The organism is Pseudaminobacter sp. Soil_N_29 (assembly GCF_057656055.1).
On sequence record NZ_JBDGLC010000001.1, the window covers coordinates 247,249 to 270,763 of the forward strand.

General features: G+C 63.3%; 21 protein-coding genes, 1 tRNA gene and 1 pseudogene. 11 read left to right on the forward strand and 12 right to left on the reverse strand.

What is annotated here, in order from left to right; genetic code table 11:
- Positions 1-16 precede the first annotated feature (16 nt).
- The gene (locus AC3A4H_RS01175; RefSeq protein WP_487765055.1) at positions 17-904 is read left to right on the forward strand and encodes an alpha/beta fold hydrolase; all 888 of its coding nucleotides are present in this window, start codon (positions 17-19) and stop codon (positions 902-904) included.
- A 90-nt stretch (positions 905-994) separates the two neighbouring features.
- Here AC3A4H_RS01175 and AC3A4H_RS01180 read toward each other — a convergent pair whose 3' ends face one another.
- Entirely contained in the window at positions 995-2,170 is a 1,176-nt protein-coding gene (locus tag AC3A4H_RS01180) for a porin (protein WP_487765056.1), read from the reverse strand.
- Between the two features lie 472 nt (positions 2,171-2,642).
- Here AC3A4H_RS01180 and AC3A4H_RS01185 point away from each other — a divergent pair.
- The 3 genes from AC3A4H_RS01185 (at position 2,643) to AC3A4H_RS01195 (ending at position 4,168) form a co-directional block, all read left to right on the forward strand.
- A tRNA-Ser gene (locus AC3A4H_RS01185) sits at positions 2,643-2,733 on the forward strand.
- Complete coding sequence (locus AC3A4H_RS01190; protein ID WP_487765057.1) at positions 2,706-3,938, forward strand: integrase; 1,233 nt, start codon at positions 2,706-2,708, stop codon at positions 3,936-3,938. Before AC3A4H_RS01185 ends, AC3A4H_RS01190 begins: the two co-directional genes overlap by 28 nt.
- 11 nt (positions 3,939-3,949) lie before the next feature.
- Positions 3,950-4,168: a hypothetical protein gene (locus tag AC3A4H_RS01195; RefSeq protein WP_487765058.1), complete on the forward strand. Its 219-nt coding sequence runs from the start codon at positions 3,950-3,952 to the stop codon at positions 4,166-4,168.
- Positions 4,169-4,632: 464 nt separating this feature from the next.
- On the opposite strand, the gene AC3A4H_RS01200 is transcribed toward AC3A4H_RS01195, so the two are convergent.
- Together AC3A4H_RS01200 and AC3A4H_RS01205 are read right to left on the reverse strand one after the other, a co-directional pair.
- On the reverse strand, positions 4,633-4,884 hold the full coding sequence (locus tag AC3A4H_RS01200) for an HNH endonuclease (protein WP_487765869.1): 252 nt from the start codon (positions 4,882-4,884) through the stop codon (positions 4,633-4,635).
- A gap of 359 nt (positions 4,885-5,243) precedes the next feature.
- Positions 5,244-6,014 (reverse strand): GntR family transcriptional regulator, encoded by a 771-nt coding sequence (locus AC3A4H_RS01205; RefSeq protein WP_487765059.1) that lies wholly within the window; start codon positions 6,012-6,014, stop codon positions 5,244-5,246.
- 172 nt (positions 6,015-6,186) lie between these two features.
- Here AC3A4H_RS01205 and AC3A4H_RS01210 point away from each other — a divergent pair, with 172 nt between their 5' ends.
- From AC3A4H_RS01210 to AC3A4H_RS01235, 6 genes are read left to right on the forward strand one after another with little or no spacing between them, the layout of a single operon-like run.
- A complete protein-coding gene (locus AC3A4H_RS01210) occupies positions 6,187-7,113 on the forward strand; it encodes a PHP domain-containing protein (protein WP_487765060.1) in 927 nt (308 codons plus the stop codon).
- A gap of 14 nt (positions 7,114-7,127) precedes the next feature.
- Positions 7,128-8,657, forward strand: a complete 1,530-nt coding sequence (locus AC3A4H_RS01215; protein ID WP_487765061.1) for an ABC transporter substrate-binding protein — start codon at positions 7,128-7,130, stop codon at positions 8,655-8,657.
- 59 nt (positions 8,658-8,716) lie between these two features.
- Positions 8,717-9,637 carry an ABC transporter permease gene (locus AC3A4H_RS01220; protein ID WP_487765062.1) on the forward strand — a complete coding sequence of 307 codons (921 nt, stop codon included), beginning with the start codon at positions 8,717-8,719 and terminating at the stop codon, positions 9,635-9,637.
- Position 9,638: 1 nt separating this feature from the next.
- A complete protein-coding gene (locus AC3A4H_RS01225; protein WP_487765063.1) occupies positions 9,639-10,490 on the forward strand; it encodes an ABC transporter permease in 852 nt (283 codons plus the stop codon).
- Positions 10,483-11,451 carry an ABC transporter ATP-binding protein gene (locus AC3A4H_RS01230; protein WP_487765064.1) on the forward strand — a complete coding sequence of 323 codons (969 nt, stop codon included), beginning with the start codon at positions 10,483-10,485 and terminating at the stop codon, positions 11,449-11,451. The genes AC3A4H_RS01225 and AC3A4H_RS01230 overlap by 8 nt, the downstream gene beginning before the upstream one ends.
- Positions 11,448-12,290 carry an ABC transporter ATP-binding protein gene (locus AC3A4H_RS01235; protein ID WP_487765065.1) on the forward strand — a complete coding sequence of 281 codons (843 nt, stop codon included), beginning with the start codon at positions 11,448-11,450 and terminating at the stop codon, positions 12,288-12,290. Before AC3A4H_RS01230 ends, AC3A4H_RS01235 begins: the two co-directional genes overlap by 4 nt.
- Positions 12,291-13,441: 1,151 nt before the next feature.
- On the opposite strand, the gene AC3A4H_RS01240 is transcribed toward AC3A4H_RS01235, so the two are convergent.
- The 9 genes and pseudogenes from AC3A4H_RS01240 to AC3A4H_RS01280 all read right to left on the reverse strand — a co-directional run bounded on the left by AC3A4H_RS01240 (position 13,442) and on the right by AC3A4H_RS01280 (position 22,443).
- The gene (locus AC3A4H_RS01240) at positions 13,442-14,893 is read right to left on the reverse strand and encodes an NAD-dependent succinate-semialdehyde dehydrogenase (protein WP_487765066.1); all 1,452 of its coding nucleotides are present in this window, start codon (positions 14,891-14,893) and stop codon (positions 13,442-13,444) included.
- A 168-nt stretch (positions 14,894-15,061) separates the two neighbouring features.
- Positions 15,062-15,838 carry an alpha/beta fold hydrolase gene (locus AC3A4H_RS01245; protein ID WP_487765067.1) on the reverse strand — a complete coding sequence of 259 codons (777 nt, stop codon included), beginning with the start codon at positions 15,836-15,838 and terminating at the stop codon, positions 15,062-15,064.
- Positions 15,839-15,848: 10 nt separating this feature from the next.
- Positions 15,849-16,070: pseudogene (locus tag AC3A4H_RS01250) on the reverse strand (2-hydroxymuconate tautomerase family protein); the annotation flags it as partial.
- Positions 16,071-16,155: 85 nt separating this feature from the next.
- Entirely contained in the window at positions 16,156-17,166 is a 1,011-nt protein-coding gene (locus tag AC3A4H_RS01255; RefSeq protein ID WP_487765068.1) for a flavin reductase, read from the reverse strand.
- A 76-nt stretch (positions 17,167-17,242) separates the two neighbouring features.
- Positions 17,243-18,280: an LLM class flavin-dependent oxidoreductase gene (locus AC3A4H_RS01260; RefSeq protein ID WP_487765069.1), complete on the reverse strand. Its 1,038-nt coding sequence runs from the start codon at positions 18,278-18,280 to the stop codon at positions 17,243-17,245.
- A gap of 178 nt (positions 18,281-18,458) precedes the next feature.
- Positions 18,459-19,478: an ABC transporter substrate-binding protein gene (locus AC3A4H_RS01265; protein WP_487765070.1), complete on the reverse strand. Its 1,020-nt coding sequence runs from the start codon at positions 19,476-19,478 to the stop codon at positions 18,459-18,461.
- Between the two features lie 32 nt (positions 19,479-19,510).
- On the reverse strand, positions 19,511-20,737 hold the full coding sequence (locus AC3A4H_RS01270; protein WP_487765071.1) for an ABC transporter permease: 1,227 nt from the start codon (positions 20,735-20,737) through the stop codon (positions 19,511-19,513).
- A gap of 7 nt (positions 20,738-20,744) precedes the next feature.
- Positions 20,745-21,839 carry a quaternary amine ABC transporter ATP-binding protein gene (locus AC3A4H_RS01275; protein ID WP_487765072.1) on the reverse strand — a complete coding sequence of 365 codons (1,095 nt, stop codon included), beginning with the start codon at positions 21,837-21,839 and terminating at the stop codon, positions 20,745-20,747.
- Positions 21,840-21,921: 82 nt separating this feature from the next.
- The gene (locus AC3A4H_RS01280) at positions 21,922-22,443 is read right to left on the reverse strand and encodes a flavin reductase family protein (protein WP_487765073.1); all 522 of its coding nucleotides are present in this window, start codon (positions 22,441-22,443) and stop codon (positions 21,922-21,924) included.
- Between AC3A4H_RS01280 and AC3A4H_RS01285 the strand changes: the two genes are divergently transcribed.
- On the forward strand, positions 22,442-23,497 hold the full coding sequence (locus tag AC3A4H_RS01285) for a LysR family transcriptional regulator (RefSeq protein WP_487765870.1): 1,056 nt from the start codon (positions 22,442-22,444) through the stop codon (positions 23,495-23,497). The genes AC3A4H_RS01280 and AC3A4H_RS01285 overlap by 2 nt on opposite strands.
- The last annotated feature ends 18 nt before the right edge of the window (positions 23,498-23,515 follow it).

Consider the following 23,515-nt stretch of genomic DNA (forward strand, 5'->3'; position numbering starts at 1 on the left):
GACCACAGGAGCCTGAATGGCCGACACTGCAGAGTTTTCGGATTTCTTCTATTCTGCTCCGGATGGTCTTCGCCTTCACGCCCGTATCTATGGCGCAGCGAATACTGGCAAAACGCCGGTGATCTGCCTGCCTGGCCTAACCCGCAATGCGAGGGATTTTCACGAACTTTCGCTGCATCTATCCCGCGCCAGCGCGCGCAAGGTAGTCGCATTCGACTACCGCGGTCGCGGCCGATCCGCCTATGACAAGAACTGGCGGAACTACAATCTGAACGTCGAGGCCGACGACATTCTCGCGGGCCTCACTGCGCTCGAAGTTGAGCACGGTGCATTCATCGGCACCTCGCGCGGCGGGCTGATCATTCATCTTCTGGCGGCAATGCGACCTGGCGTGCTGCGGGCTGTGGTCTTGAACGACATCGGGCCGGTCGTGGAAGCGGCCGGGTTTGCGCGCATCCGCGCCTATCTGGAAACCGCACCCAAGCCGAAGAGCTTCGACGAAGCGCTTGCCATGCAACGGTCTCTTCACGGCAAGGCGTTTCCGGCCCTGAGCAGCAGGGACTGGAAACGATTCGTGGTTGCGCTTTACCGCGACCAGGGCGGCATTCCGGTGCCCGACTTCGATCCGGCACTTCTGAAAACGCTGGCTCAGCTGGACCTCAGCGCCCCCTTGCCTACCATGTGGCCGCAGTTTCAGGGGCTTTATCCGGTGCCCATACTCGCAATTCGCGGCGAACACTCGACGTTGCTTTCCGCGCAAACGCTGCAGGAGATGGAGCAGCACCATCCAAGGCTCGAAGCGCTAACCGTTTCCGGCCAGGGCCACGCCCCGCTGCTGGAAACGGGCGAGTTGCCCAACCGGATCGCCGGCTTTCTGGACCGCGCAGACGGCGAAGCGAACTGACTCGCCGCCAGCGTTTCTCGCCGCACAAACGGCACAAAAAAAAGACCCGGCGGTTGCCCGCCGGGTCTCTCAAATCAGCTGATAAGCCGATTAGAACGAACGCTGGAAGCGCAGGAAGCCGCCCCAGTTGGACTCGCGCTCGCCGTCCTGGAAGCGCGACTGGTTCCAGGCCACTTCCGGGGTGATGACGAAGCCCGGAACGAGCTCGTAGGCGACGTTGGCGACAACAGCAGTCTGGCGCGGAGCCTCCCACTTGCCCTTGCCCTGAGCCCACGAAGCCTGCAGGTTGACCGAAGCCTTCTCGTTGACCTTGTAGGTGCCGCCGCCCCAGACAGCCCACTTGCCGCTCCACTGCTTGTAGAAGCTGACGGGGATGTTCTTCTCGCTGCCGTAGCCGGCCATCGCGAAGAGCGAGAGCTGCTCGGTGGCGTTGACGTCGAGGCGGAGCTTGCCAGCCCACTCGTTCCAGACCGAGTCGTAGCCGACGACGCCCGAGACGCCGCCCCAGCCCTGGGTCCAAGAAGCACCGGCAACGACGTGCGGAGCGTAGGTGTCGATCGTGTAGAGAACGCCATTGCCCTCTTCAACCGCGACCGCAGCCGAGAAGCCGTTGCCGCCGGTGTAGGTGTAGGCGATCTGGTGCGTGTCGAACGGGCCGTAGGCGATCAGGTCGTCTTCGATGACGCCGCCGGCATAGCCGGTCAGGGTCGAGAACAGCGAGTCGGTCTTGCCGATGCGGAAGCCGCCGAGTTCGATGAAGGCGTGGTTGATGGCGAAGCCGGTAGCGGTCGTCGTCCAATTGCCATCGGTAGCCACCAGTTCATCATCGAACTTGATCTTATCGGTGGTGACGGTGTCCCAGTTGTAGTTGATGTGCATGTAGCCGCGCAGGGTGCCGAGTTCGGTTTCCGAACGGGCGTCGAGCTGCATGGCAGCGCGGGCGCGCTTGTAGTAGGTGTCATGCGTATTGACGTCGGCAGCGGCACGTTCGCCCAGGAGGAATTCGAGGGTGTCGCGCTTGTCGGTGACGTCGATCAGGCCACCGTAGCCGCCCTTGCCAACGCCGATGTCGTAACGGATGTAGCCGCCGACGCGCAGGCAGGTCTCGGTGCCCGGGATGTAGTAGAAGCCGGCGCCGTAGACGTCGCAAATGCGGACGTATTCCATCGGCTCGGGCTCAGCGACGACGACAGCGTCGGCCGCGCGAGCGCCGGAAACTGCGACGAGGGCCGCAGCGGAGCCGAGAAGAAGGCTCTTGATGTTCATTTTCTGACCTCCAGTCAAAAGTTAATAAACGGGTCTGGGTATTTTTTGCTGAAGGACAGCGTTTCCCTGCCCCATCCCCAATATTGAAAAAGACACGATCGCTCGCCCCTTCCTCGATCCTGAGATTACTCACGGCGCGGCGCCGTTCAACCAGGATCGTACGTTCGGCGTGGCTGCCGGCGCGCTATCCAATAGTCATGTGGCACAAATGACACGCTTTGCCGGAGCGCCATAATAAGTCGTTAACCTTTGCACTACCGCCGCGCCCGCCACCCTCTTGTCGAGCCCAGGAATCGCGGCGCGGCGGGGGAAACGATTCGACTTTTCTCCGTCCGGCGGGGCTGGCCGGGGTGCGCCCGCACCTTTCCAGCGGCATGAGGGCAAGTTTTTCGGGATTTCGTGCGCTTTTTTCGACATTCGGCTTTTATGCTTATTGCTTGTGGCCGCCCTTTTCATTATCCAGCGAAGCGCCGGAGAGGTGGCCGAGTGGTCGAAGGCGCTCCCCTGCTAAGGGAGTAGAGGTCAAAAGCTTCTCGTGGGTTCGAATCCCATCCTCTCCGCCAGCCACCTTCGAAAAATCCATATTTATCACGATCTTCCTTTGTTCGCTTGCCCGCCAAGCGGCCATATGCACCTTATTTCGTGTAACAAACTGTGTAACATTGGCGGTTCCGACTTGCGAAAAACAGGCATACCCACCCCGCACAAGCGCGATGGCGTCTGGTACCTGATCCGCCGCGTCCCCAAGGAGTTTGCAGAGCTCGACCGCCGCGGGCTGGTGAGAATCAGCACGGGAATCGCAGTAGCCGACGATCCACGCGCCATTCGCGCCCGGGATATGGTCAAGCAGCTCAGCATGGAGCTCGAGGCTTACTGGAGCGGAATGCGTGATGGGCAATCGGCCGAGGCGCGGTTGCGATTCGAGGCCGCACAGAAGCGCGCTCGATCGCTGGGGCTCACCTATCTGACCAATGAGGAGCTGGCTGCTGGCCCGGCCGACGATCTGATTGAGCGCATTCGTTTGCTCATCAGTCGCAACGCGGTTGAGGACGAGAAGGAGGTTGCAGCCATCATGGGCGGCGAAAAGCCCCCTGCCCTGCTTCTCAGCGGCCTGCTCGACGAGTTCGAATCGTTGGAGAGCCAATCGCTGCTCGCCATGTCGGAGAATCAGAGGAAGAAGTGGCGCAACCCAAAGAAGCGGGCGATCGCCAATCTGATCGAGGTGGTCGGGGACAAGGAAATAAGCGCCCTCACGCGCGACGATGCGGTTTCGTTTCGAATTTGGTGGCAAAAGCGCCTGGCGGGCGAAGGCCTGGACATCGGCACCGCGAACAAGGACATCGGCCACATCAGCAAGATGCTCTACACCGTGGACATGACGCACCAGCTCAAGCTGGATCCGGTATTCAAGAGCCTGCGCCTCTCCGGCGAAGTTGTAGCCCAGCGCGCCGCTTTCGAAGCCAGCTTCGTCCAGGATCAAATCATCAACTCCAGTGCGCTGGCCGGCCTCAATGATGAGGCGAGGCGAATCGTAATGCTGATTGCGGACACGGGCCTGCGTTTGTCCGAGGCGGCGAACCTTCTGCCGGAGAACATTCGGCTGAACGACAGCGTGCCCCACGTCCAGGTCCGGCCGGCGGGCAGGAAGCTAAGACGGAGCATTCCGCCCGCGAGATCCCGCTGGTCGGCTGCGCGCTGGCGGCCATGGAGCTTCAGCCAGAGGGTTTCCCGCGCTACCGCGACAAGGCGGCTTCCCTCTCGGCGCTAGTGAACAAGGTCATGGGCAACAACAATCTGCTGCCGACGCCGGATCACAGCCTCTACAGCCTGCGCCACACCTTTGAAGATCGCCTCACGGCGGTTGAGGCGCCCGAAAAGGTCATCGCCTCGCTGATGGGCCACAAGTGGATTCGTCCGAAGTACGGGTCCGGACCGTCGCTCGAGCAAAAGCGAGACTGGCTGCAGAAGATCGCGTTCAAACCGCCGACGCAACTTTGAACTCCCGCTTCATGAGAGAAGCCAAAACCTGCTGCGCGCGATCCCGGGCATCCGCATGACCCGCGCGCAAGCTGCTTGGCCCTTTCTCGTCCGGGCTTCTCACTGGCGATAGCTTGACTGAGTTATGCGATGTTATGTTCGAAGTAGCACCGGCGCGTAGCAGCCCCCTGCGTCGCCGAAATCCAACAACATGCTGTTCGGGGCGACGTTCTACTCGGTCGTAGAAGCACTGGGAGCGGTCGTCGGTGCCTTTGAAGTTTAATGGCGGGATGGGGGCCGTCAGCAGACTGGCGGCTTGTGACAAGAGCCGCGCGAGTAGCGGACGTTGAAGTCGAAGGCTCTAGCACCCCGGATATGGCCCAAATGGCACTTTGCAAAGTGACGAACATGCTGCTGCTTGCAGGCAGTTGTAATCCGTGGAATGGATTTAGTAGTCGAGCCCGCCGGAACAGGACGGGCCCAGTTCAGCCCTGTTGGAATGCCGCCCGGAAGAACGTGTAGTGGTGTCTAACGAAGTCGACGGCGGCTCGGTGTTTGACCGCTTGCCCTGCAAGCTTTCCGTAGGACGTCCCGCAAAGTACTGGCGCAACAACCACTTCGTTCCGCATCGGGTGAAGGGCGATGGGGAATTTGTCAAACAGCGCGTGGGTGTCGGCGCGGAGAATGAGGCCGTTGCTCGTATCATTGCGATAGCTGACGCTCTCCGAGAAGGGGATGACGTGAGCGGCTTACAAAACGGCCTCTACGCGGCAGTCTGTGATGAGGCACTTGCCATAGAGATTGAGAAGATCAGCTCGAAATTTGGACTGCTCTGGCCGCGCCTCTTGCTTCGTGAAACGCCGCTGAAAACCATCGAGTATATTCGCCTGATCCAGCTACAATGCCTTTTCTTCACCGGTCATGTATTGCGTCTTAATCGAAGAAAGTAGCGCCTCCTGTCGTCCAATGAAGTCGGTCACGACGCGCCTGAATTCGGCCGTAACCGGTCACGTGGAGGTTCACCCGTCCAAGTTTTGCGCAATTGGAAGGTGGGTGTCTTGGCGGTAGCAAGACCCTGCTGCAACGCCTCCCGGCTTTATGAAATAGATTGGCCACGGCGTCTAATGTTGTGGGGCATGGCCGCCGGGAAACTGAATAGCAGGTCGAGATTGTCAGCTCGGAAAACCGACTCGGAAATTTCGAGCGGTTCGCCGTTCGGAGTCAGATTCTGGCCGATGACCGTCAGGACCGGTTCACTGCGCCGAACCTTGAGCTCCACGGCTTCAGTCTCGCCAGGTAGTCTCGCGCTGACATAGGTATCGTGGCGGATGAAATCGGGGATGCCGAGAGATCTGAACAACTGCGTAATACTCGGATTGTCCGCAGGGATCGCGGGCAGTTGGGATACGACCGTCGGCGAGAAGTGATGATACGACAGCGAGACGGGCCTCCCGGCGACACTGCGCACGATGACCGCCACCGGCACCGGCACCAGGCGTGAAAGGCCGAGCAGGCGGGCGATCCGCGGGTTGGGAATGCGGCGGCGGGCCGACAGCAGCGCCGCCTTGCCCGGAAGGCCCATGCTTTCCACGGCCGTCGAGAAGCGCGTGCGGATCGATACGGGCAGTTGCAGCCGACTGCCGGTCACCCTGCTTCGTGCGCCCTGGCCGCCTTCGATCATCCCGTCCTGCTTGAGTGCCCTGAGCGCACGGCGCAGCGCGTGGCGGCCGGTTGCGAACCTCTCCATCAACTCTGCCTGCGGCGGTAGATAGCTGCCGTCGGCGAATTCGCCCGTGCGGATCGCTTCGGCAAGTTTGTCATGAATCTGCCGCCAGGCTTCGTCGCCGTCGGTCTCCATCGTCACCATGGCGACTCAACTCCGTCCGTTCCGCATTGCTCGACCAAGTTGCCAACCTGGCGTGAAACTAATGTGAAAGCTCCGCCGAACCGCGCTTCTGTAACAGGCGTGTCACGGAAGTACCGTTGTGTCCTCCCCACACCAGCCCGCAACAGTGCGGACGACAGGAGACGAACGAACGATGCTTCAGGCATTTCAGGCACCCGGACGGTTCTGGAAGGGCAACCTGCACGGACATTCATCGGCCTCTGACGGCACGATCGATGCCGGGGAGGCCTGCCGGCGTTACCGCGCGGCCGGCTACGACTTCACCGTCGTCAGCGATCATTTTCGCGCCAAATACGGCTTTCCGCTTACCGATACCCGAGCGTTCCGCACCGACGATTTCAACACGATCCTCGGCGCCGAACTGCATGCGCCCGCGACCGCACGGGGCGTCGAGTGGCATATCCTCGCCGTCGGCCTGCCCCTGGACTTTGCACCGCCGACGCCAGAGGAAACCGGCCCGGAAATCGCCGCCCGCGCCCGTGCTGCCGGTGCCTTCGTGGCCATCGCCCATCCGCACTGGTATCAACTGACGATCGAGGATGGCCGAGCCATCGATGCCGCGCAGGCCGTCGAAGTCTACAACCACACCAGCCAGGTGCATACCGACCGCGGCGACGGGCTCGTCATGCTCGATGCGCTGCTTTCCGAAGGGCGCCGCCTCCTGGCCATCGCCGTCGATGACAGCCACTGGAAAAACGGCGATGCATTCGGCGGCTGGGTGATGGTGAAGGCCGAGCAGAACACCCCCGAGGCCCTGCTCGCAGCCCTGCATGCCGGCGCATTCTACGCCAGCCAGGGACCGGAGATCCACGACATCAGCCGCGAGGGCGATACGCTCGTCGTCCGTTGTTCGCCGGCCGCCGCGGTGATGGCCGTCGGGCCGGTCAGCGACAATGTGCGCGCTCATGCCGCCCCGGAAGGAGAGGAGCTGACCGAAGTGCGGCTCGACGTCTCGCGCTTTCACGGCGCCTGGTGCCGAATTGCCGTCGCCGATCGGCAGGGCCGGCGCGCCTGGACCAATCCGCTCTGGTTCGACCAGGCAGCCGAAATCAACCCCTAAAGAAGATGGACACCATGAAAAGCATTACCACTTCCGCAGCGCTTGCGGCGTTTCTCGCCGCCTCCACCGTGCTTCCCGCGGCGGCGGCCGAACTGCGCATCGCGCTGCCCACGCAGATCGACAATTTTGACGTTCAGTCCCAGACCGGAAACGATAGCGCTCCCATGCTCTATCAGGTCTACGACACGCTGATCGAGCGCGACTTGTTTTCCGATTCCGTCTCGTTCAAGCCCGGGCTCGCCACCGAGTGGAAGAAGATCGAGCCTACGGTTTGGGAACTGAAGCTGCGCGATGGCGTCAAGATGCATGACGGCACCGTCATGGATGCCGAAGACGTCGCCTTCTCGCTCAACCGCGTGTTCCATCACGAAGATCCGGAATTCTTCTCGACCTGGGGCCGCTGGTTCTACAATTTCAAGGACGTGGAAGTGGTCGACTCGTCGACCGTGCGCATCCACACGATCAAGCCGGAGCCGCTGTTCGAGACGCTGATCTCGTCGCGCCAGGCCGGCATCACCTCCAAGGAGCACTACGACAAGCTCGGCTTTGCCGAGGCGGCGCTGCACCCGGTCGGCACTGGACCCTACAAGGTCAGCCAGTTTGTCGCCAAGGACAAGGTCGTCATGGAGCGCTTCGGTGATTTCTGGGGCGAGCCGGCGCCGTTCGACAAACTGACCTTCCAGAAGGTCTCGGAAGTGGCCAGCCGCGTGACCGGTCTCGTTAACGGCGAGTTCGACCTGATCACCAATATTCCGCCGGATCAGGAAAGCGCGCTCAAGGTCGACGGTGTCGAGACCATGGGGGTCGTCTGGCCGATGTACCATGTCTGGGTCGTCAACATGAGCAACGGCGCGACGGCCGACCCGCGCGTCCGCAAGGCGATGCGCTACTGCACCGACTCCAAGGCGCTTGTCGATGGTCTGTGGGCTGGAAAGGCAGCAGCGGCCACCGCATTGCAGTACAAGGAATTTGGTTCGCCCTATTACGATCCCGCCTATACGACCGAGAAATACGATCCGGCGGAGGCCAAGCGGCTGCTCGCCGAAGCCGGCTACAAGGGCGAGCCGGTCGTCGCCCAGTTCACCAAGAGCTACTATCTGTACGGCGATCTCGCCGCCCAGGTGATCCAGCAGCAGTGGAAGGAATGCGGCATCAATCTCGAACTCCAGCAAATCGAGAAATACGATTACGAGAAGGCAAACTTCCGAGCCTGGTCGAACCCGCTCTACTATCCTGATCCGATGGGCGTGATGGATACCCACTGGTCTCAGTCGTCCTGGACCTACCAGCAGAAGCTTTGGCAACCGCAGAGCCCGGAATGGGCCGCGACCTATGAGATAGCGCGGTTTGGTACGGATCCGGCCGAGAGAAGCGATGCCTATCGCAAGCTTCTGGAGATCGGCGATCAGGAATCAGGCTGGATCTCGCTTTACCAGCCCTATGAACTCTACGCGATGCGCAAGGGCTTCAGCTTCCGCATTCCGGCGAACGACCGCCCCTACGTGCTGCCGCTGCGTGCCGGCGAGGTCGACGTCACCAAGTGACGTCCGCATCGGGGGCGGAGGCCTTTGCTTCCGCCCCTCTTGCCATGAAAGACAGTTCCATGCTTCGCTTTTTCCTCTGGCGATTGTTGCGCGCGCTCGTGACGATGTTCTTCGTGCTGCTGATCGCGTTCCTCACCGTCAGGTTTTCGGGCGATCCGCTCGAATCGATGTTTCCGGAGGGCGTGACCACCGAGCACGCCGAAGCGCTCTATCACCGCTGGAATCTCGACCTGCCGCTTGCCGACCAGTTCACGATCTATCTCAGCCATATCCTCACCGGGGATTTCGGCCGCTCGCTCTTTACCGAGGAGCAGGTCTGGAAGATGTATTCCGATCGCCTGCCGGCGACCCTGTCGGTCGGTGCGCTGGCGCTTGTCGTGGCGATTGCCATCGGCATTCCCCTGGGCGCCATCTCGGCGCTGAAGCGCGGCAGCGTCGCGGAACGCTCGCTGATGGGCATTGCCTTTCTCGGCTATGCGGTTCCGCATTTCGTGCTCGGCATCGGCCTGATCCTCTGTTTCGGCTACTACTGGCGGCTGCTGCCAACCTCGGGGCTTGAATCGCCAGCCCACTACATCCTTCCGGTACTGACTCTGGCCGTGCCGATGATTGCAGGCGTTGCCCGTTTCATGCGTGCGGCAATGCTCGACACGATCGGCAAGCCCTATGTGATGACTGCAGCCTCCAAAGGGCTTCGTGAAGGCGCGATCGCCCGGCGTCACGTGTTGCGCAATGCCATGATCCCGCTGATCACCGTGCTCGGGCTGGAGATTGCCGGTCTCGTCAATGGCTCGGTTTTCGTGGAGGCCGTCTATTCGCTGCCGGGCGTCGGGCGTGTTCTCGTCTCCTCCGTCGAACAGCGCGACTTTCCTGTGCTGCAGATGGGGGTGATCGCCTATGCCGGCATCGTCGTCTTCATCAATCTGTTCGTGGACCTTGCCTATATGCTTGCCGATCCGCGTGTCCGGGTGGAGGGCTGAGATGGCCGCTTCCAGTATGGCCGCATCGCCCTCTCCGCGCCGGCTCCGTTTCGCCACCGCTGCGCTGGCGCTCATCCTGATCGCCGGGGCGCTTGCGCCCTGGCTCAGCCCGCACGATCCCAATGCGGTCGATCTCCTGCGCCGCTCTGTGCCGCCGGCCTGGCTTCCTGGCGGAAACTGGCAGTTTCCGCTCGGCACCGACCAGATCGGCCGCGATCTGCTCTCGCGCTGCCTATGGGGCATCCGCACCTCGTTCGGCATCGCCGCCCTTGGCCTCATCTTTTCGGCCGCCCTTGGCATCGCCATCGGCATCGCTGCGGGTCTCGGCGGTCCGTGGACCGACCGGGTGCTGATGACCTTCGTCGACGTGTTCATTTCGCTGCCCAACCTATTGCTGATGCTGTGCGGCATCGCCCTGCTCGGCACCGGCACATGGGTGCTGGTGGTGATGATCGGCCTCGTCAAATGGGAGGGCTATGCCCGGCTGGTGCGCGGCGAGGTGCTGTCGATTCGCGAACAGGGCTATATGGAAGCGGCCCGGGTCCTGGGCTTTGGCCCTGTCGCCATCGCGCTTCGGCATGTGCTTCCCAATCTGCTTTCGCCGCTTGTGGTCATCCTGACGCTCAGCTTTCCTGGCGTTCTGCTGATGGAGGCGGGTCTTTCCTTTCTCGGCGTCGGCGTCCAGCCGCCCACAGCTTCGCTCGGTCGCATGATCGGCGACGGACGCGACCATCTCGTCAACGCCTGGTGGATTTCCGGCGTGCCGGCGCTGGTGATCGTCGCCATCACGCTGCTGTTCCAGATCATTGGCGATGCGCTGCGGGATCAAGTCGACGAGTGGCGCAATGGCTGAAACACTTCTCTCCATCCGCAACCTTCGACTGGACTTTAGCACCGCGCGCGGGGACGTGTCGGTTCTTCGAGGCATCGATCTCGATCTCGCTGCAGGCGAGGTCACAGCACTTGTCGGCGAGAGCGGATCCGGAAAATCGGCGCTGGGCAAGTCGATCCTCGACCTTCACGCGCCGCCGTTCGTCGCCTCGGCTGCCTCGATGCAGGGAAGCATCCGCCTTCAGGGCGAGGAGCTTCTTGGCGCCCCGGCAGAGCGCCTGAAGCACCTGAGGGCGCGCGAAGTCGCGCTGGTCTCGCAGGAGGCGCTCTCCGGCCTCAATCCGGTGATGCGCGTCGGCCCGCAGATTGCCGAGGCTGCCCGGGCGGCAAACCCGGAACTCAGCCCGATCGCCGCCGAAAGACTGGCACGGGAGATGATCGCCGCCGTCGGACTGCCGGAGCCAGACGCCCGATATCGGGCCTATCCGCATCAGCTTTCCGGCGGCCAGCGCCAGCGGGTGATCATTGCGATCGCGGCGATCCGTCAACCGAAGCTGATGATTGCCGACGAGCCGACCACCGCGCTCGACGTGACGGTCCAGGCCCGCATCCTCGATCTGCTGCGCGCGCTGCAGGCGAAGCACGGCATGGCCATGCTGTTCATCACTCATGATCTTGGCGTGGTGGCGCAGATCGCCCAGCACGTCGCCGTCATGTATGCCGGCCGGATTGTCGAGCGCGGACCGCTTGCTGCTGTCTTCACGAGGCCGCGCCATCCGTATACAGCCGGCCTGATTGCCGCCTTGCCGGAAGCCCCGACGCGTACGGGCCGCCTCGACGGCCATCCCCCGGATCCGGCGACGCTTTCTGACGGCTGCGCCTTTGCACCGCGCTGCCCGCGCGCGACAGGGGTCTGCTCGGTCGCGCCGCCGAACCGAATCCTCGATGACTCTACCTTGCTATGCTGGAACCCGATCCCATGACGCCGGCAATCCGACTCGAAAATGTATGCGCAGCCTATCGCGGTGCTTGGCCGCAGAGATCGAACGGGCGGCTTGCCCTCGACCGGATCGAGTTGACCGTGCCCTCTGGCAGCATTTACGGAGCGGTCGGGGAGAGCGGATCGGGCAAATCAACGCTAGCCCGCGTCCTGCTCCGGCTGATGCAACCGACTTCCGGGTCCGTTGCGGTGGCCGGACAGGATCCCTACCGGCTCAAGGGGCGCGCGATCGCGCAGTTCCGCCGGCTCATCCAGCCCGTGTTCCAGGACAGCATGGCGGCACTTGATCCACGCGTCCGCGTGGGCGACAGCCTGCGCATGGTGCTCGATCTGCATGCGATCGGCCGCCCCGGCGACCGGCAGCGGGCCGTGGAGGACCTGCTGACGAGCGTCGGCCTCGACGCCTCTCTTTGCGGGCGATTTCCACATCAGATCTCCGGTGGCCAGCGGCAGCGGGTGACAATTGCGCGCGCCCTGTCGATTTCACCGCGAATCCTGGTTGCCGACGAACCCGTTTCCGCGCTGGATCTGACGGTTCAGGCCCAGATCCTCGACCTGCTGTCGCGCCTATGCCGGGAGCGCGGCATGACCATGCTGTTCATCTCGCACGATCTCGGCGTCGTGCGCCGCATTGCCGATCATGTCGCGGTGATGAAGGATGGACGGATCGTTGAAAACGGGCCGGTCGCCGCCGTTTTCGATCGGCCAATGATGGACTATACGCGCATGCTGCTCAACAGCGTGCCGCGCGTCGATTTCGCCAGGCTTTCTGAACAGGCGTATTCGCCCAAGGCTCCAAAATGGGAACCTGTCGCCGTCTAGCAACCGGAAGCTCCCGTATCCGATCAAGGCGAATGCCTCGTCGTCTATCACCGCGCGCCACGCCTCCTTCGCCAAGCTCGTAGGGCCGCGGCCGACATGCTAGGCTGCTCAACGCGCGGCCTAGCACCGACACGGCTAGAGACGGGGCCTTTCGCCTTCACCACGACGCTAAAAAACGCACGCTGTGGTACACCCTCAAATAAGAGTGCGTATTCCCGAATGCCGTGCAGCTAGACCGGAGCTTTCCCAATCGCAATAACTGGGAGCCCGAGACGAGTTTTGGTAGTTCGGGCCGCGCCACAGCGTCTGCTTTTGGCCGTTGACAACGGTACCTAAAATGACCGACATCGGCGCAAAGCAGTCACCATAAGGCCCGCCTGATGTAAGTCGCGCTTTAGACAAGCAGCCCTTTCGCCGGAGCCCGGAAATTCGCAATCAGATTTTGCAAGGTGCACGGCCGACAGCGTGGCTGAGCCCTTGTAAGCAGCCAAGCCGGTCCAGGATTGCAGTGCCGCCCTCTTGACCCCGGGGGGCACCCGATTCCATTTTCGTGACGCACAATAATCGCAAGGACGCCATCACCGAGGACAAGCCCAAACGGAAACGAGGCCGCCCGCTCAAGGGCGACGCTCCAATGTCTCCAGCCGAACGCCAGCGTCGGCGTCGCCTTCGGCTGATTAAGGCCGCACGGCTTGGAACCTTGGTGCACATCTATGCCGATCGGATGGCGGATCGGCTCGAGATGGCGGACGGGCAGATCCAGGAGTTGAGGAGCGCCCTGCGAGAACAAGACGCCCAGCTTGCCCCGGCCTGTTGTTGAAGATCGATTTCTCGATCAAAGTCCTGAGGAACAATCTGACGTTACTGCAGCAGACGCTACCGCCCAACCAACACTCGTAGTGCGGCCACCCTCCCGCGCCGTCGAGCGAACGGCTGCTCTTCAGCTCGATAACGCCCGCTTCAGTCTCGGATGAGCCGAGGTTCCGCCTGCCCGAGGACTCGCGCCCGCCAAGATAACCGCAGCCGCGAGCGAAAGCAGCCCAGAGTTCGGGAAACGAATGATCGAAAGCTGTGTCGGGGCCGCGAACGGACTGTCAGCTTCTGGGTTGCGCGACCCGAAAGCGGCATCGCGGGGCTGCCGACACGCCGCATCAGCTCGCGCTGACGGTCACGAACTTCGTGATGAGGTAGGCTTCGGTCGCTTCCGACCCGCCCTCGACGCCGTAGCCGGAATCCTTGATGCCGCCGAACGGTACCTCGGGCAGCGACAGGCCGATGTGGTTGATGGTGGTCATGCCGGCCTCGATCTCGGTCGACAGGCGATGCTCGGCTTCCAGCGAGCTGGTGAAGCCATAGGCCGCCAGGCCGAACGGCAGGCGGTTGGCCTCGGCGATCGCCTCGTCCAGCGTGCCGATGCGGTTGATGATCGCCAGCGGGCCGAACGGCTCCTCGTTCATCACCCGGGCGTTGGTGGGCACATTGGCGAGCACGGTCGGCTCGAAGAAATTGCCGGTGTTGCCGATGCGGCGGCCGCCGGTGCGCAGCTCCGCCCCCCGGTCGACGGCATCCTGGATCAGCGCCTCCAGCGCCGGGATGCGCCGCTCATTGGCCAGCGGTCCCATTTGCGTGCCGGCGTCGAGGCCGTTGCCGACCTTGGTGGCGCGGAAGGTGTCGACAAAGCCGTCGACGAAGCCGTCGAAGGCGTTGCGCTGCACCAAGAAGCGGGTCGGCGAGATGCAGACCTGGCCGGCGTTGCGCAGCTTCGAGCCCGCCAGCGCCTTGACCGCCTTGGCGAGGTCGGCGTCGTCGAGCACGATGGCCGGGGCATGGCCGCCGAGCTCCATGGTCGCCCGCTTCATGTGCAGGCCGGCGAGCGCGGCGAGCTGCTTGCCGATCGGCGTCGAGCCGGTGAACGAGATCTTGCGGATCACCGGATGCGGGATGAGATATTCGGAGATCTCGGCCGGCACGCCGAACACCAGGCCGATCACGCCCGCCGGCACGCCGGCGTCCTGGAAGGCGCGGATCAGCTCGGCCGGGGAAGCCGGGGTCTCCTCCGGCGCCTTGACGATGATCGAGCAGCCGGTGGCCAGCGCGGCCGAAAGCTTGCGCACCACCTGGTTGATCGGAAAATTCCATGGCGTGAAGGCGGCGACCGGGCCGACCGGCTCCTTGGTGACGACCTGCCGCACGTTGGCTGCACGGGCCGGCACGATCTGACCGTAGGTGCGGCGCGCCTCTTCGGCGAACCAGTCGATGATGTCGGCGGCGGCCATGATCTCGACGCCCGCCTCGGCGAGCGGCTTGCCCTGCTCGCGCGTCATCAGCCAGGCGATGTGGTCCTTGCGCGCGCGCAGGAGGTCGGCAGCCCTGCGCATGATCTTGGAGCGCTCGAACGCCGACACCTTGCTCCAGGTCGCGAAGCCGCGCTCTGCCGCCGCCAGGGCAGCGTCGAGGTCTTCGCGCACGGCATGGGCGACGGTGCCGATCGCATCGCCCGTCGCCGGATCGATGACGGGAATGGTGCGGCCGCCCTGGCCGTCGCGCCATTCGCCGTCGATCAGCAGCTTGGTGTCGGTATAGGTGTAGGCGGCGTCGGCCATCAGGGGTCTCCGTAGTTTCTCGGGGTCGTCGCTGTCACGAAGATCAGCGGGCGGGCGGCAGGTTATCCAGCCTGTTTGTGTTGAAAACGGGGGGGCGCCGCATAGCCTGCAACCAGCGCAACGAACAGCGCCTGCCGCGGGAGATGCCGCGGCAGGCGCGTGCTGCCGTCAGGAATGGGCCAGCAGGAACTGCCGGACCGGCGGCGCGACGCGGTCGGGCGCCTCGATCAGGATGGCGTGCTTCAGGCCGTCCAGGATCACCAGTTCCGAGTTCGGCAGCGCCGCGGCGATCTGCTTGTTGAGACGCGGGTTGCAGCCGCCATCGAGCTCGCCGGTCAGCACCAGCGCGGGAGCCGTCACTTCGTGCAGCCAGGGGCTCATCTCCGTCTCGGCATAGATGTCGAAGACGTTGAGGAAGACCTCGGCGGGCGTGTCCACCACCTGCTGCTTGCGCCACTCGATGACGTCTGGGTGCTCTGCCGCGAACTCGTCGGTGAACCAGCGCGCCGTCAGCGTATCGAGCACCTGGCCGATGCCGCGTTCGCGCATGGCCGCGACCACCGCCTTGACCTTGGCGCTGTCGTCTTCGGTGCGGAAGGCGGCCGTCGACAGCAGCCCGAGCGAGATCACCCGCTGCGGAAAGCGCCGGGCGTAGGCCGGCCCGATCATGCCGCCGAGCGAATGCCCGGCGAAATGCGCCCGTTCGATGCCAAGCTTGGCGCGCAGGTGCTCCAGGTCGTCGACGAGATCGTCGAGACCGAAGCGGCCCGAGGGCACCGGCGAGTCGCCATGGCCGCGCAGGTCATAGGAGATGCAGGTGAACTTGTCCTTCAGCTGCTCGACGAGCTTCGCCCAGCCGGCACGGCGTGCGCCGATGCCATGGATCAGGAACAGGGCAGGCCCGCTGCCCTCGATGGAGTGCACGCAGTCTATTGCGTTGCTCATTGTGCCCGCCTCAATTGCTTCCGGCTGGCTTGGCGTCGGGATAGAGGTCCGAGCACAGCTCGCCGCCGACACCCCAGTCGGCCTTGTCGACGTCCTTGATGATGATGTGGACCGACTGCGGCTTGCCGCCGCAGACGTCGATGAAGCTGTCCGTCAGCGCCTTGACCAGCTTGCGCTTCTGGTCGACCGTGCGGCCGCTGAACATTTCCACTTTGATGACCGGCATTTCTTCAGTTCTCCGTTTTCGAGCTAGGGATCAGGCGGCGGAGCGTGTCCACACGCCCGAAAGTTGAGTCGAGGCAACCAGCGGCGCGTGTCTATCGGGCCGCGGCCTCGCTTTCAGGCCGCCACTCGGCCCAGGGGCGCGGCCTGCTGCCGATGGGCGCGACCCGGCCGCCATCGGCGGTGTCGTAGTAGATGCCGAAGCAGCCCGCCGCCCTCTCGCGGAAGAAGCGCTGCAGCATGCCCTGCATCATCGTGCCCCTGACCAGGGTCCAGGGCTCGTCCTCGACGCCGAAGGATGCGGTCTGCGTGCCGTCGTCCAGGCTGCCGCAGCCGAAACACGCCGTCGCCTCGGTCGTGAATACCATGGTGGTGTGAGCCTCCTCTTCCTGGAAGACCGAATAGAGGAAGGACGGACTGGCGGCGATTCCAAACCGGGCGAAAATCTTGCCGATGAGGGTGCTGTGCTGCTCGCCGGCCTTGAGCGGCGCGCTCGGCACCTCCCAATGCGCCGCGCCGGCGCGGCGGCAGAGCACCACGCGGCCGTCATGCTCCAAAAGGCCGCCGACGTGAAGCGGCACCGCCAGCTGCTCGAGTGTCTGGACTGCCAGGCCGAAGCCGACATAGCCACCGCGGAAATAGCCCAGCGGCTGGCCGACCGCGGTGCGGAATTCGGTGACGGCACCGATCAGGATGAGATGATCGCCGGCGTCGACGAGCTGGCGGCGCTCGCAGACCATGTTGGCGAGGCTGCCCTCGAGCACCGGCGGGGTTGCCGGCGTGAGCGTGTCCAGCGCCGCCTCCTTGGCCGGGCTGCGCGAGGCGAAGGCGGCGGAAAGATCGCGCTGCCCGTCGCCAAGGATGTTGACGCTGAACCGGTCGGCCCGGCTGAAGACGCCGGCGCTGGCCGCCGCCTTCGCCAGGCAGACAAGGATCAGCGGCGGGTCGAGCGAAACCGAGGTGAAGGAGTTTGCCGTGAATGCGCTCGGCGCGCCGTTCTCGTCCCGCGCCGCCACCACGGTGACACCGGTCATGAACGAACCTAGCATGTCGCGGAAGGCGCGGCGATCGCAGCTCTGCGCATCCACCCAGACGTCATGCGACATTTATCCCTCCTCCGAACAACTCGGCGCGTGGCGCGAGCGACGGCAACCGCCGGCTCGCGCGCACGCTTGGCCCTGATCAGGCAGCGCGCTTGGCCGAAGCCGAGATGTGCGGCATCACCTCGCTGGCGAAGCGCTCCATGGCCTCCAGCGATTCCTGATGGGTCTCGCCGATGTTCACGTTCATGATGAAATCGTCGATGCCCAGCTCGGCATATTGGGAAACCCGGTCGACCATTTCCGAGGCCGTGCAGATGATGAGGTTCTGCGACAGCTCCTCGATGGTCTGCTTCTGCGGCAGCGACTTGATGACGCCGTTCTCGACGATGCCGGGGCCGGTGAACACGTTGTTGAAGCGGCCGTAATACTCATAGGCGAGCTCGGTCTTGCGCTTCACGTCGGCGTCGTCCTTGGCAAGCAGGCAGACCCGCGACAGCGCCAGTCGCAGGTGCTTGCCCGCCTCCCCCAGTTCCGCCTTGCCGCGATGGAAGGCGTCGATCTGCGCCGTCATCTTTTCCAGGGTGGCGTCGAGCGGGGTCGTCTGGATGTGGAAGCCGCGCTTGACGGAGGCGTAGATGGCCTCGGGGATCAGTGCCGCCATCATCAGCTGCGGCATCGGCTTGGTGACCGGACGCGGCATGACGGTGATGGGATCGAACTTGTAGTACTTGCCGTCCCACGACACCTCTTCCTGTGTGAAGAGTGCGATGAGCAGGTTCAGCGATTCATCGAACTTCTCGCGCGAGTTTTCGATGGGCGTGCCCATGCGGCCCATCTCGTAGGCAAATGCGCCGCGGCCGACGCCGATGATGAGGCGCCCCTCGCACAGGATATCGGCCTGGACGGCCTGGCCGGCGAAGACGCGCATGTCGTGCAGCGGCAGCACCGAAACCGAGGTGACGATTTCCACCCGCGACGTCACGCTGGCGACCTTGACGGCCATCTGCAGCGGGTCCGGCACCAGCAGGATGTTGATGAGGTGGTGCTCGGGGATGGTCACCCCGCGATAGCCGAGACGATCGGCGAGCACCGCCTGCTCGATCATGTCGGCATAGAGGCGGTCGCCCCCATACGCCGGGTCCGGATAGTACGACGACAGAAAGTGATTGAACTCCACGAGGCGTCTCCAAATTGAATTGGAGGCAATATGCCATGGCACATCAGTTTACGAAATCAAATTATATCGGCAATATTATTCGCATAATCCGAATTTTATCGGTGAATATACGCAAACGAAAAAAGCCGCCACGCGAATGCATGGCGGCTATTGGTTCAATCAGTCTCAGGCTTGGGCTTTACTCGCCCGTCCAGGACTTGACGCGGTTCGGATGGGCTTCGACCCATTCCTTGGCAACCACGGCGGGGTCCTTCTTGTCGACCGACATGGAATAGATCCACGCGCCCACTTCCTCGGGCTCGATCGCCACCTTGGAGAGGAACTTGGCGATCTCGGGCGCGCGCTCCTCGAGCGAAGCCGAATAAGCGATGTAGATCGGCTGCGGTGGCGTCGCGCAGGTGATCTTGCTTTCGCTCAGCCAATTGGCGGATTCCTTGGGGTCGACATATTTGTAGCAACCGTCGGGATTGTAGTCCGCCTCGCCCTTCTTCGAGTCCATCGCGTAGCCGTTGAATGCCGGCTCCTCGAGCTTGGTCAGGTCATAGGCCTGGTGCAGCGCTTCCGGCTTCCAGTAGTAGAACAGAACGCCGGTCTTCTTCTGGAACGCGGTGGCGATCTGCGCCTTGATCAATGCATCGGAAGCCACGATCGGATCGTAGAGCTCCTCAAGGCCGTAGCTCACTGCCTTGACGCGATAGATGTTGGTGACGCCCCAGCCGGGGCCGCCCGGCCAATAGTCGCCGCGCCCGTCGCCGTTGATGTCGAACAGCTTGGCGATCTCGGGCTTCTTGAGGTCCTCGATGGACTTGATGCCGTACTGCTGCGCGATGAAGGTGGGAATGTAGAACCCGTCGGTCGCGTTGTAGGGCTTCTCGTTGAGGCGTACCTTCTTCTCCTCGGTGACGAACTTGTCGATGTTCGTCTGCTGCGCGCCGGACCAGACGGCCGGATGCACGTCGACCGAACCGTCGCCCTTGGCCATGGCCGCGAACACGGCAGTCTGGTCGGCGGTGATTAGTTCGACATCCGCCCCGTATTTCTGGGTCAGGATTTCCTTCAGCACCGCATTGACCACGCGCGGCTCGTCCCAGGTCAGGTCCGCCAGGACGACCTTGGTGCCGGCATTGGCAAAGCCACTCTGCGTGAAGCTGAACGCTGTTGCCAGCGCCAGTCCACATACCCAATTTCTAAGATTCATAACTTCCTCCCTGTGATTGTGAAAACCGCGACCTATCCGCGGTCGGTTTCGCGCTTGCCGACCAGTCGATCGAAAAGAATTGCGCAGAAGACGATGCCGAGCCCGGCGAGGATGCCTTCGCCGTACTGGACGTTTTGCAGAGCAAAGAGCACGTTGTAGCCAAGGCCGCCGCCGCCGATCAGGGCCGCGATCACCACCATCGACAGGCACATCATGATCGTCTGGTTGATGCCGGCGCGGATGGAGGGCAGCGCCAGCGGCAGCTCGGCCTTGAGCATCGTCTGCAACGGCCGGGCGCCGTGGGCCAGCATCGCCTCCTTCACGTAGACCGGCACCTGCTCTATGCCCAGGCAGGTGAGCCTGATGAGCGGCGGAACCGCGAAGATGACCGTTGCAATCAGCGCCGGCGGCTTGCCGATGGAGAAGAAGGCCACGGCCGGCAGCAGATAGACGAAGCTCGGCATGGTCTGCATCAGGTCGAGCAAGGGCGAGACCACTGCGCGGGCAACCCTGTTCTTGGCCATGAGAATGCCCGTCGGAATGCCGATCAGGATGCAGACGCAGAGAGATGCCAGAACCAGCGCCGAGGTGGCGATCGCCTCGCTCCAGTAGCCGAACAGGCCCAGATAGCCGAGCGCGACCCATGCCAGCGCGAGCAGCCCTATCCCGCCACGGCGCCAGGCGAGCAGGCCCGTGACGGCGAACATGACCGGCCAGGGCGTCATGGTCAGCAATGCCTCCAGCGAGGTGAGCAGGCCAAGGAGCGCGCGCGTGATGATCCGGAACACGCTGTCGCCCTGCGCAGTCAGGAACATGACCGTCTGGTCGATGCCTTGCGCCGTCGTGCCTCGAAGGGACTGCATGGCGGGGAAGCGCGAAAGCGAAGCAGCCACAGGCAGAGCCGAGTTGGCAACGAAGATCGCGGCCAAGGCGATGCAATAGACCACGAGGCCAAGCAGGCGGTGCAAAACCTCGCCACGCTGGCGGGCCTGCGCAGACGCCCGGCGCCCGCTCCACGCGACCCATGCGATTGCCGCCGCGCGCCCGACCACCAGCGACGCCAGCGCCAGGAAGTAGCGGCCTTGCGCCGCAAGCCCCGCGGCAAGGCCATCCGATAACAGATAGATCGCGAGAGCGGAATTCGGGCGCGGACTGGAGGCCAGCAGCGGACCAACCAGCATGTCGAGGCCAATGGGGGCGCCAGCCGGCTTGCCAGGCGACACGGTGGCGCTCTCCGATTCAACGGTTTGATGCTTCATCGCCATCCTACTCCCGACCAGCCCGGACCGCCTTCAAGATCTCACGCACGCCGACAACCCCGGCAATGGAGCCGCCATCCTCGATGATGACCGGCCGCTCGTGCTTCAGCTGAAGCTGGATGAGCTCGTCCAGATCGGCGTCCGGGTGGACTCTCGGCCAGTCGGCCGTGGAGCCGGCTTCAGCCGAGGCACCGGGGCGGGCGTATTCCTCCAGCGGCACCATCACGCGCTCGGCCTTGACCAGGTGAACCTTGGAGATGCCCTCAACGAACTGCGCGACATAGTCGTCGACCGGCGACATGACGATCTCTTCCGGCGTGCCGATCTGCACGATCTTGCCGTCGCGCATGATCGCGATGCGGTCGCCAATTCGAATTGCCTCTTCCAGATCGTGCGTGATGAACAGCGCGGTCTTGTCCAAGGTCTTCGTAAGCCGCCGGAACTCCGTCTGAAGCTGTCGCCGGATCAACGGATCGAGCGCGCTGAACGGCTCGTCCATCAGAAGAATGCTGGCATCCGCGGCCAGGGCGCGGGCAAGTCCCACCCGCTGCTGCATGCCGCCGGAGAGTTCCTTGGGATAGCGGTCTTCCCAGCCGCGCAGGCCCACGATCTCCAGCGTGCGCCGCACTTCCTGCTCGCACTTGGCGGCCTGCTCGCCCCGCAACTCAAGCGGCAGGCGCGTGTTCTCCGCAACGGTGCGGTGCGGAAGCAGGGCCACGTTCTGGAACACCATGCCGATCTTGCGGGCGCGTATCTCGCGCAGCGCTGCCGGATCGAGCGCGGCCATGGAGCGGCCCTCGATCTCGACGTCGCCGACAGTCGGTTCGATCAGCCTGTTGATGTGGCGGATCAGGGTGGACTTGCCCGACCCCGACAGGCCCATGATGCAGAAGACCTCGCCGCGCCCGACCTCGAAACTGGCGTTCTGCACCGCAAGCACGCATCCGTGCTCGTTTCGCGCCTCTTCCCGACCGATCTCGCCGGACAGGATCTTGTCCAGAATTTGCCGGACCTTTTGGCCGTTTCCGAAGACCTTCCACACGTTGCGGCAAGAGACGGCCGCAGAGGTCTCACCATGGGATAAGGATGTTGGCTTCACCATTGGTTCCTTCTCAGCAGCCATAGCGCGAGACCGCCCGTTGGCTTTGCAGCGCCGGAAGGCGGGGTACAGGCCGCACGCCGCTTCACGCGCGCGCGCCGGTCGCCGCTTCCGGCAGCGGCGCCCAGGTGCCGAATGCACCGCTGCGATAGAGTAAAGCGTCATCATGGTCATTTTCGGGGATGTCGAGCACTTCCCCGATCAGGATGACATGGGTGGCCACGGCATGGCTCGTCACTAGGCGGCACTCGAACGTCATCATGGCATCGTTTAGCACCGGCGCCCCGTTGGCGCCTTTACGCCAGGCGCCGGCCTCGAACCGCTCCTCTCCGATCGCGCCGCTCTCGATTCCGGCAAAACGGCGCGCCAGGCCAAGCTGTTCGCTCGTCAGCATGTTGACCGAGAATGTCCGCCCTTCGCGGATGGCCTTGCAGGTGCCGGTCTCGGCGTTGAGGCAGACGAGGATCTGCGGCGGCGCGGCCGACAGCGAGCAGACGGCCGTCGCGGTCAGGCCGACACGATTTGGGGCCTCGCCTGTGGCTATGACGCACACGCTCGCCGGAAACCTGCGCATGGCCAGCCGGAATTGCTCTGACGTGCAGCTCATGACCTCCCTTTCACACACGACGCGCCGCCCCTGGGGGCAACGCCGGGCGCTTGCGCCCTTCACCTCGGGGCTACTCTTGACAGAGAGGCATAATCCCGTAAATCAAAATATTTTAGTCGTAATGTTCGATAATGTCGAACTAAGATCGACGATGTCCATGGATGGGGAGGAGGCCGCAAACATGAACCTGTCGCACGTGCACACTTTTTTGGTGGTGGTCGAAACTGGCAACCTCAACAAGGCCGCCACCAAGCTCAACGTCACCCAATCCACGGTAACCGCGCGGATAAACGCGCTCGAGGACGTGATCGGCCAGAAGCTGCTTCGGCGCATAAAGTCCGGCGCGGAGCTTACCGCCGCCGGTTCCAAGTTCCTCCGGCACGCGCAGATCATGGTACAGGTCTGGAAGCAGGCGCGGCACGACACCTCCCTTCCAAAAGGCTTTGACGATGTCTGCAATTTCGGCTGCGTGGATTCGCTTTGGCCATCGGCCGGCGAATGGTGGGTCAACAGCCTGAGGGCGGCCTGCCCGACCATCGCGCTCAATGTTCAATGTGGCAATGAGAGCGAGAACCGGCTCTGGCTTTCAAACGCGATCGTGGACATAGCAATCGCATACGAGCCTCCGATCACCAGTGGGTTCACAATCGACCCCCTTTTTGAGGACGTATTCCTCGAAGTGTCGACGGTACAGCGCGACCTGATGCGCTGGGACCCGATGTATGTCTACGTCGATCACGGCGAGGATTTCCGGCGCTGGCATGCCGGAGCGTTCCCGGTCGACGAGACCGCGATCGTGACCTTCACGAACAGTTCCCACGCCTTGAACCACATCCTGTCCTGGGGCGGCTCCGCCTACCTCCCGGCCAGAATTGTCGCGCAGCATATCCAGGACGGGCGCCTCTTCGAGGTCAAGGACGCGCCGAGGTTCTCGCGCACCTGCTACCTGGCAAGAAACACAAGCCGCACCTCGAAATGGCCGTGGTGGGACACGATCTGCAACAACGCTAAGAGCGCTTCCTATTCTGCCGACATATTCCAAATCCGAGGTTAGCAGAGGTTGGAAACATCC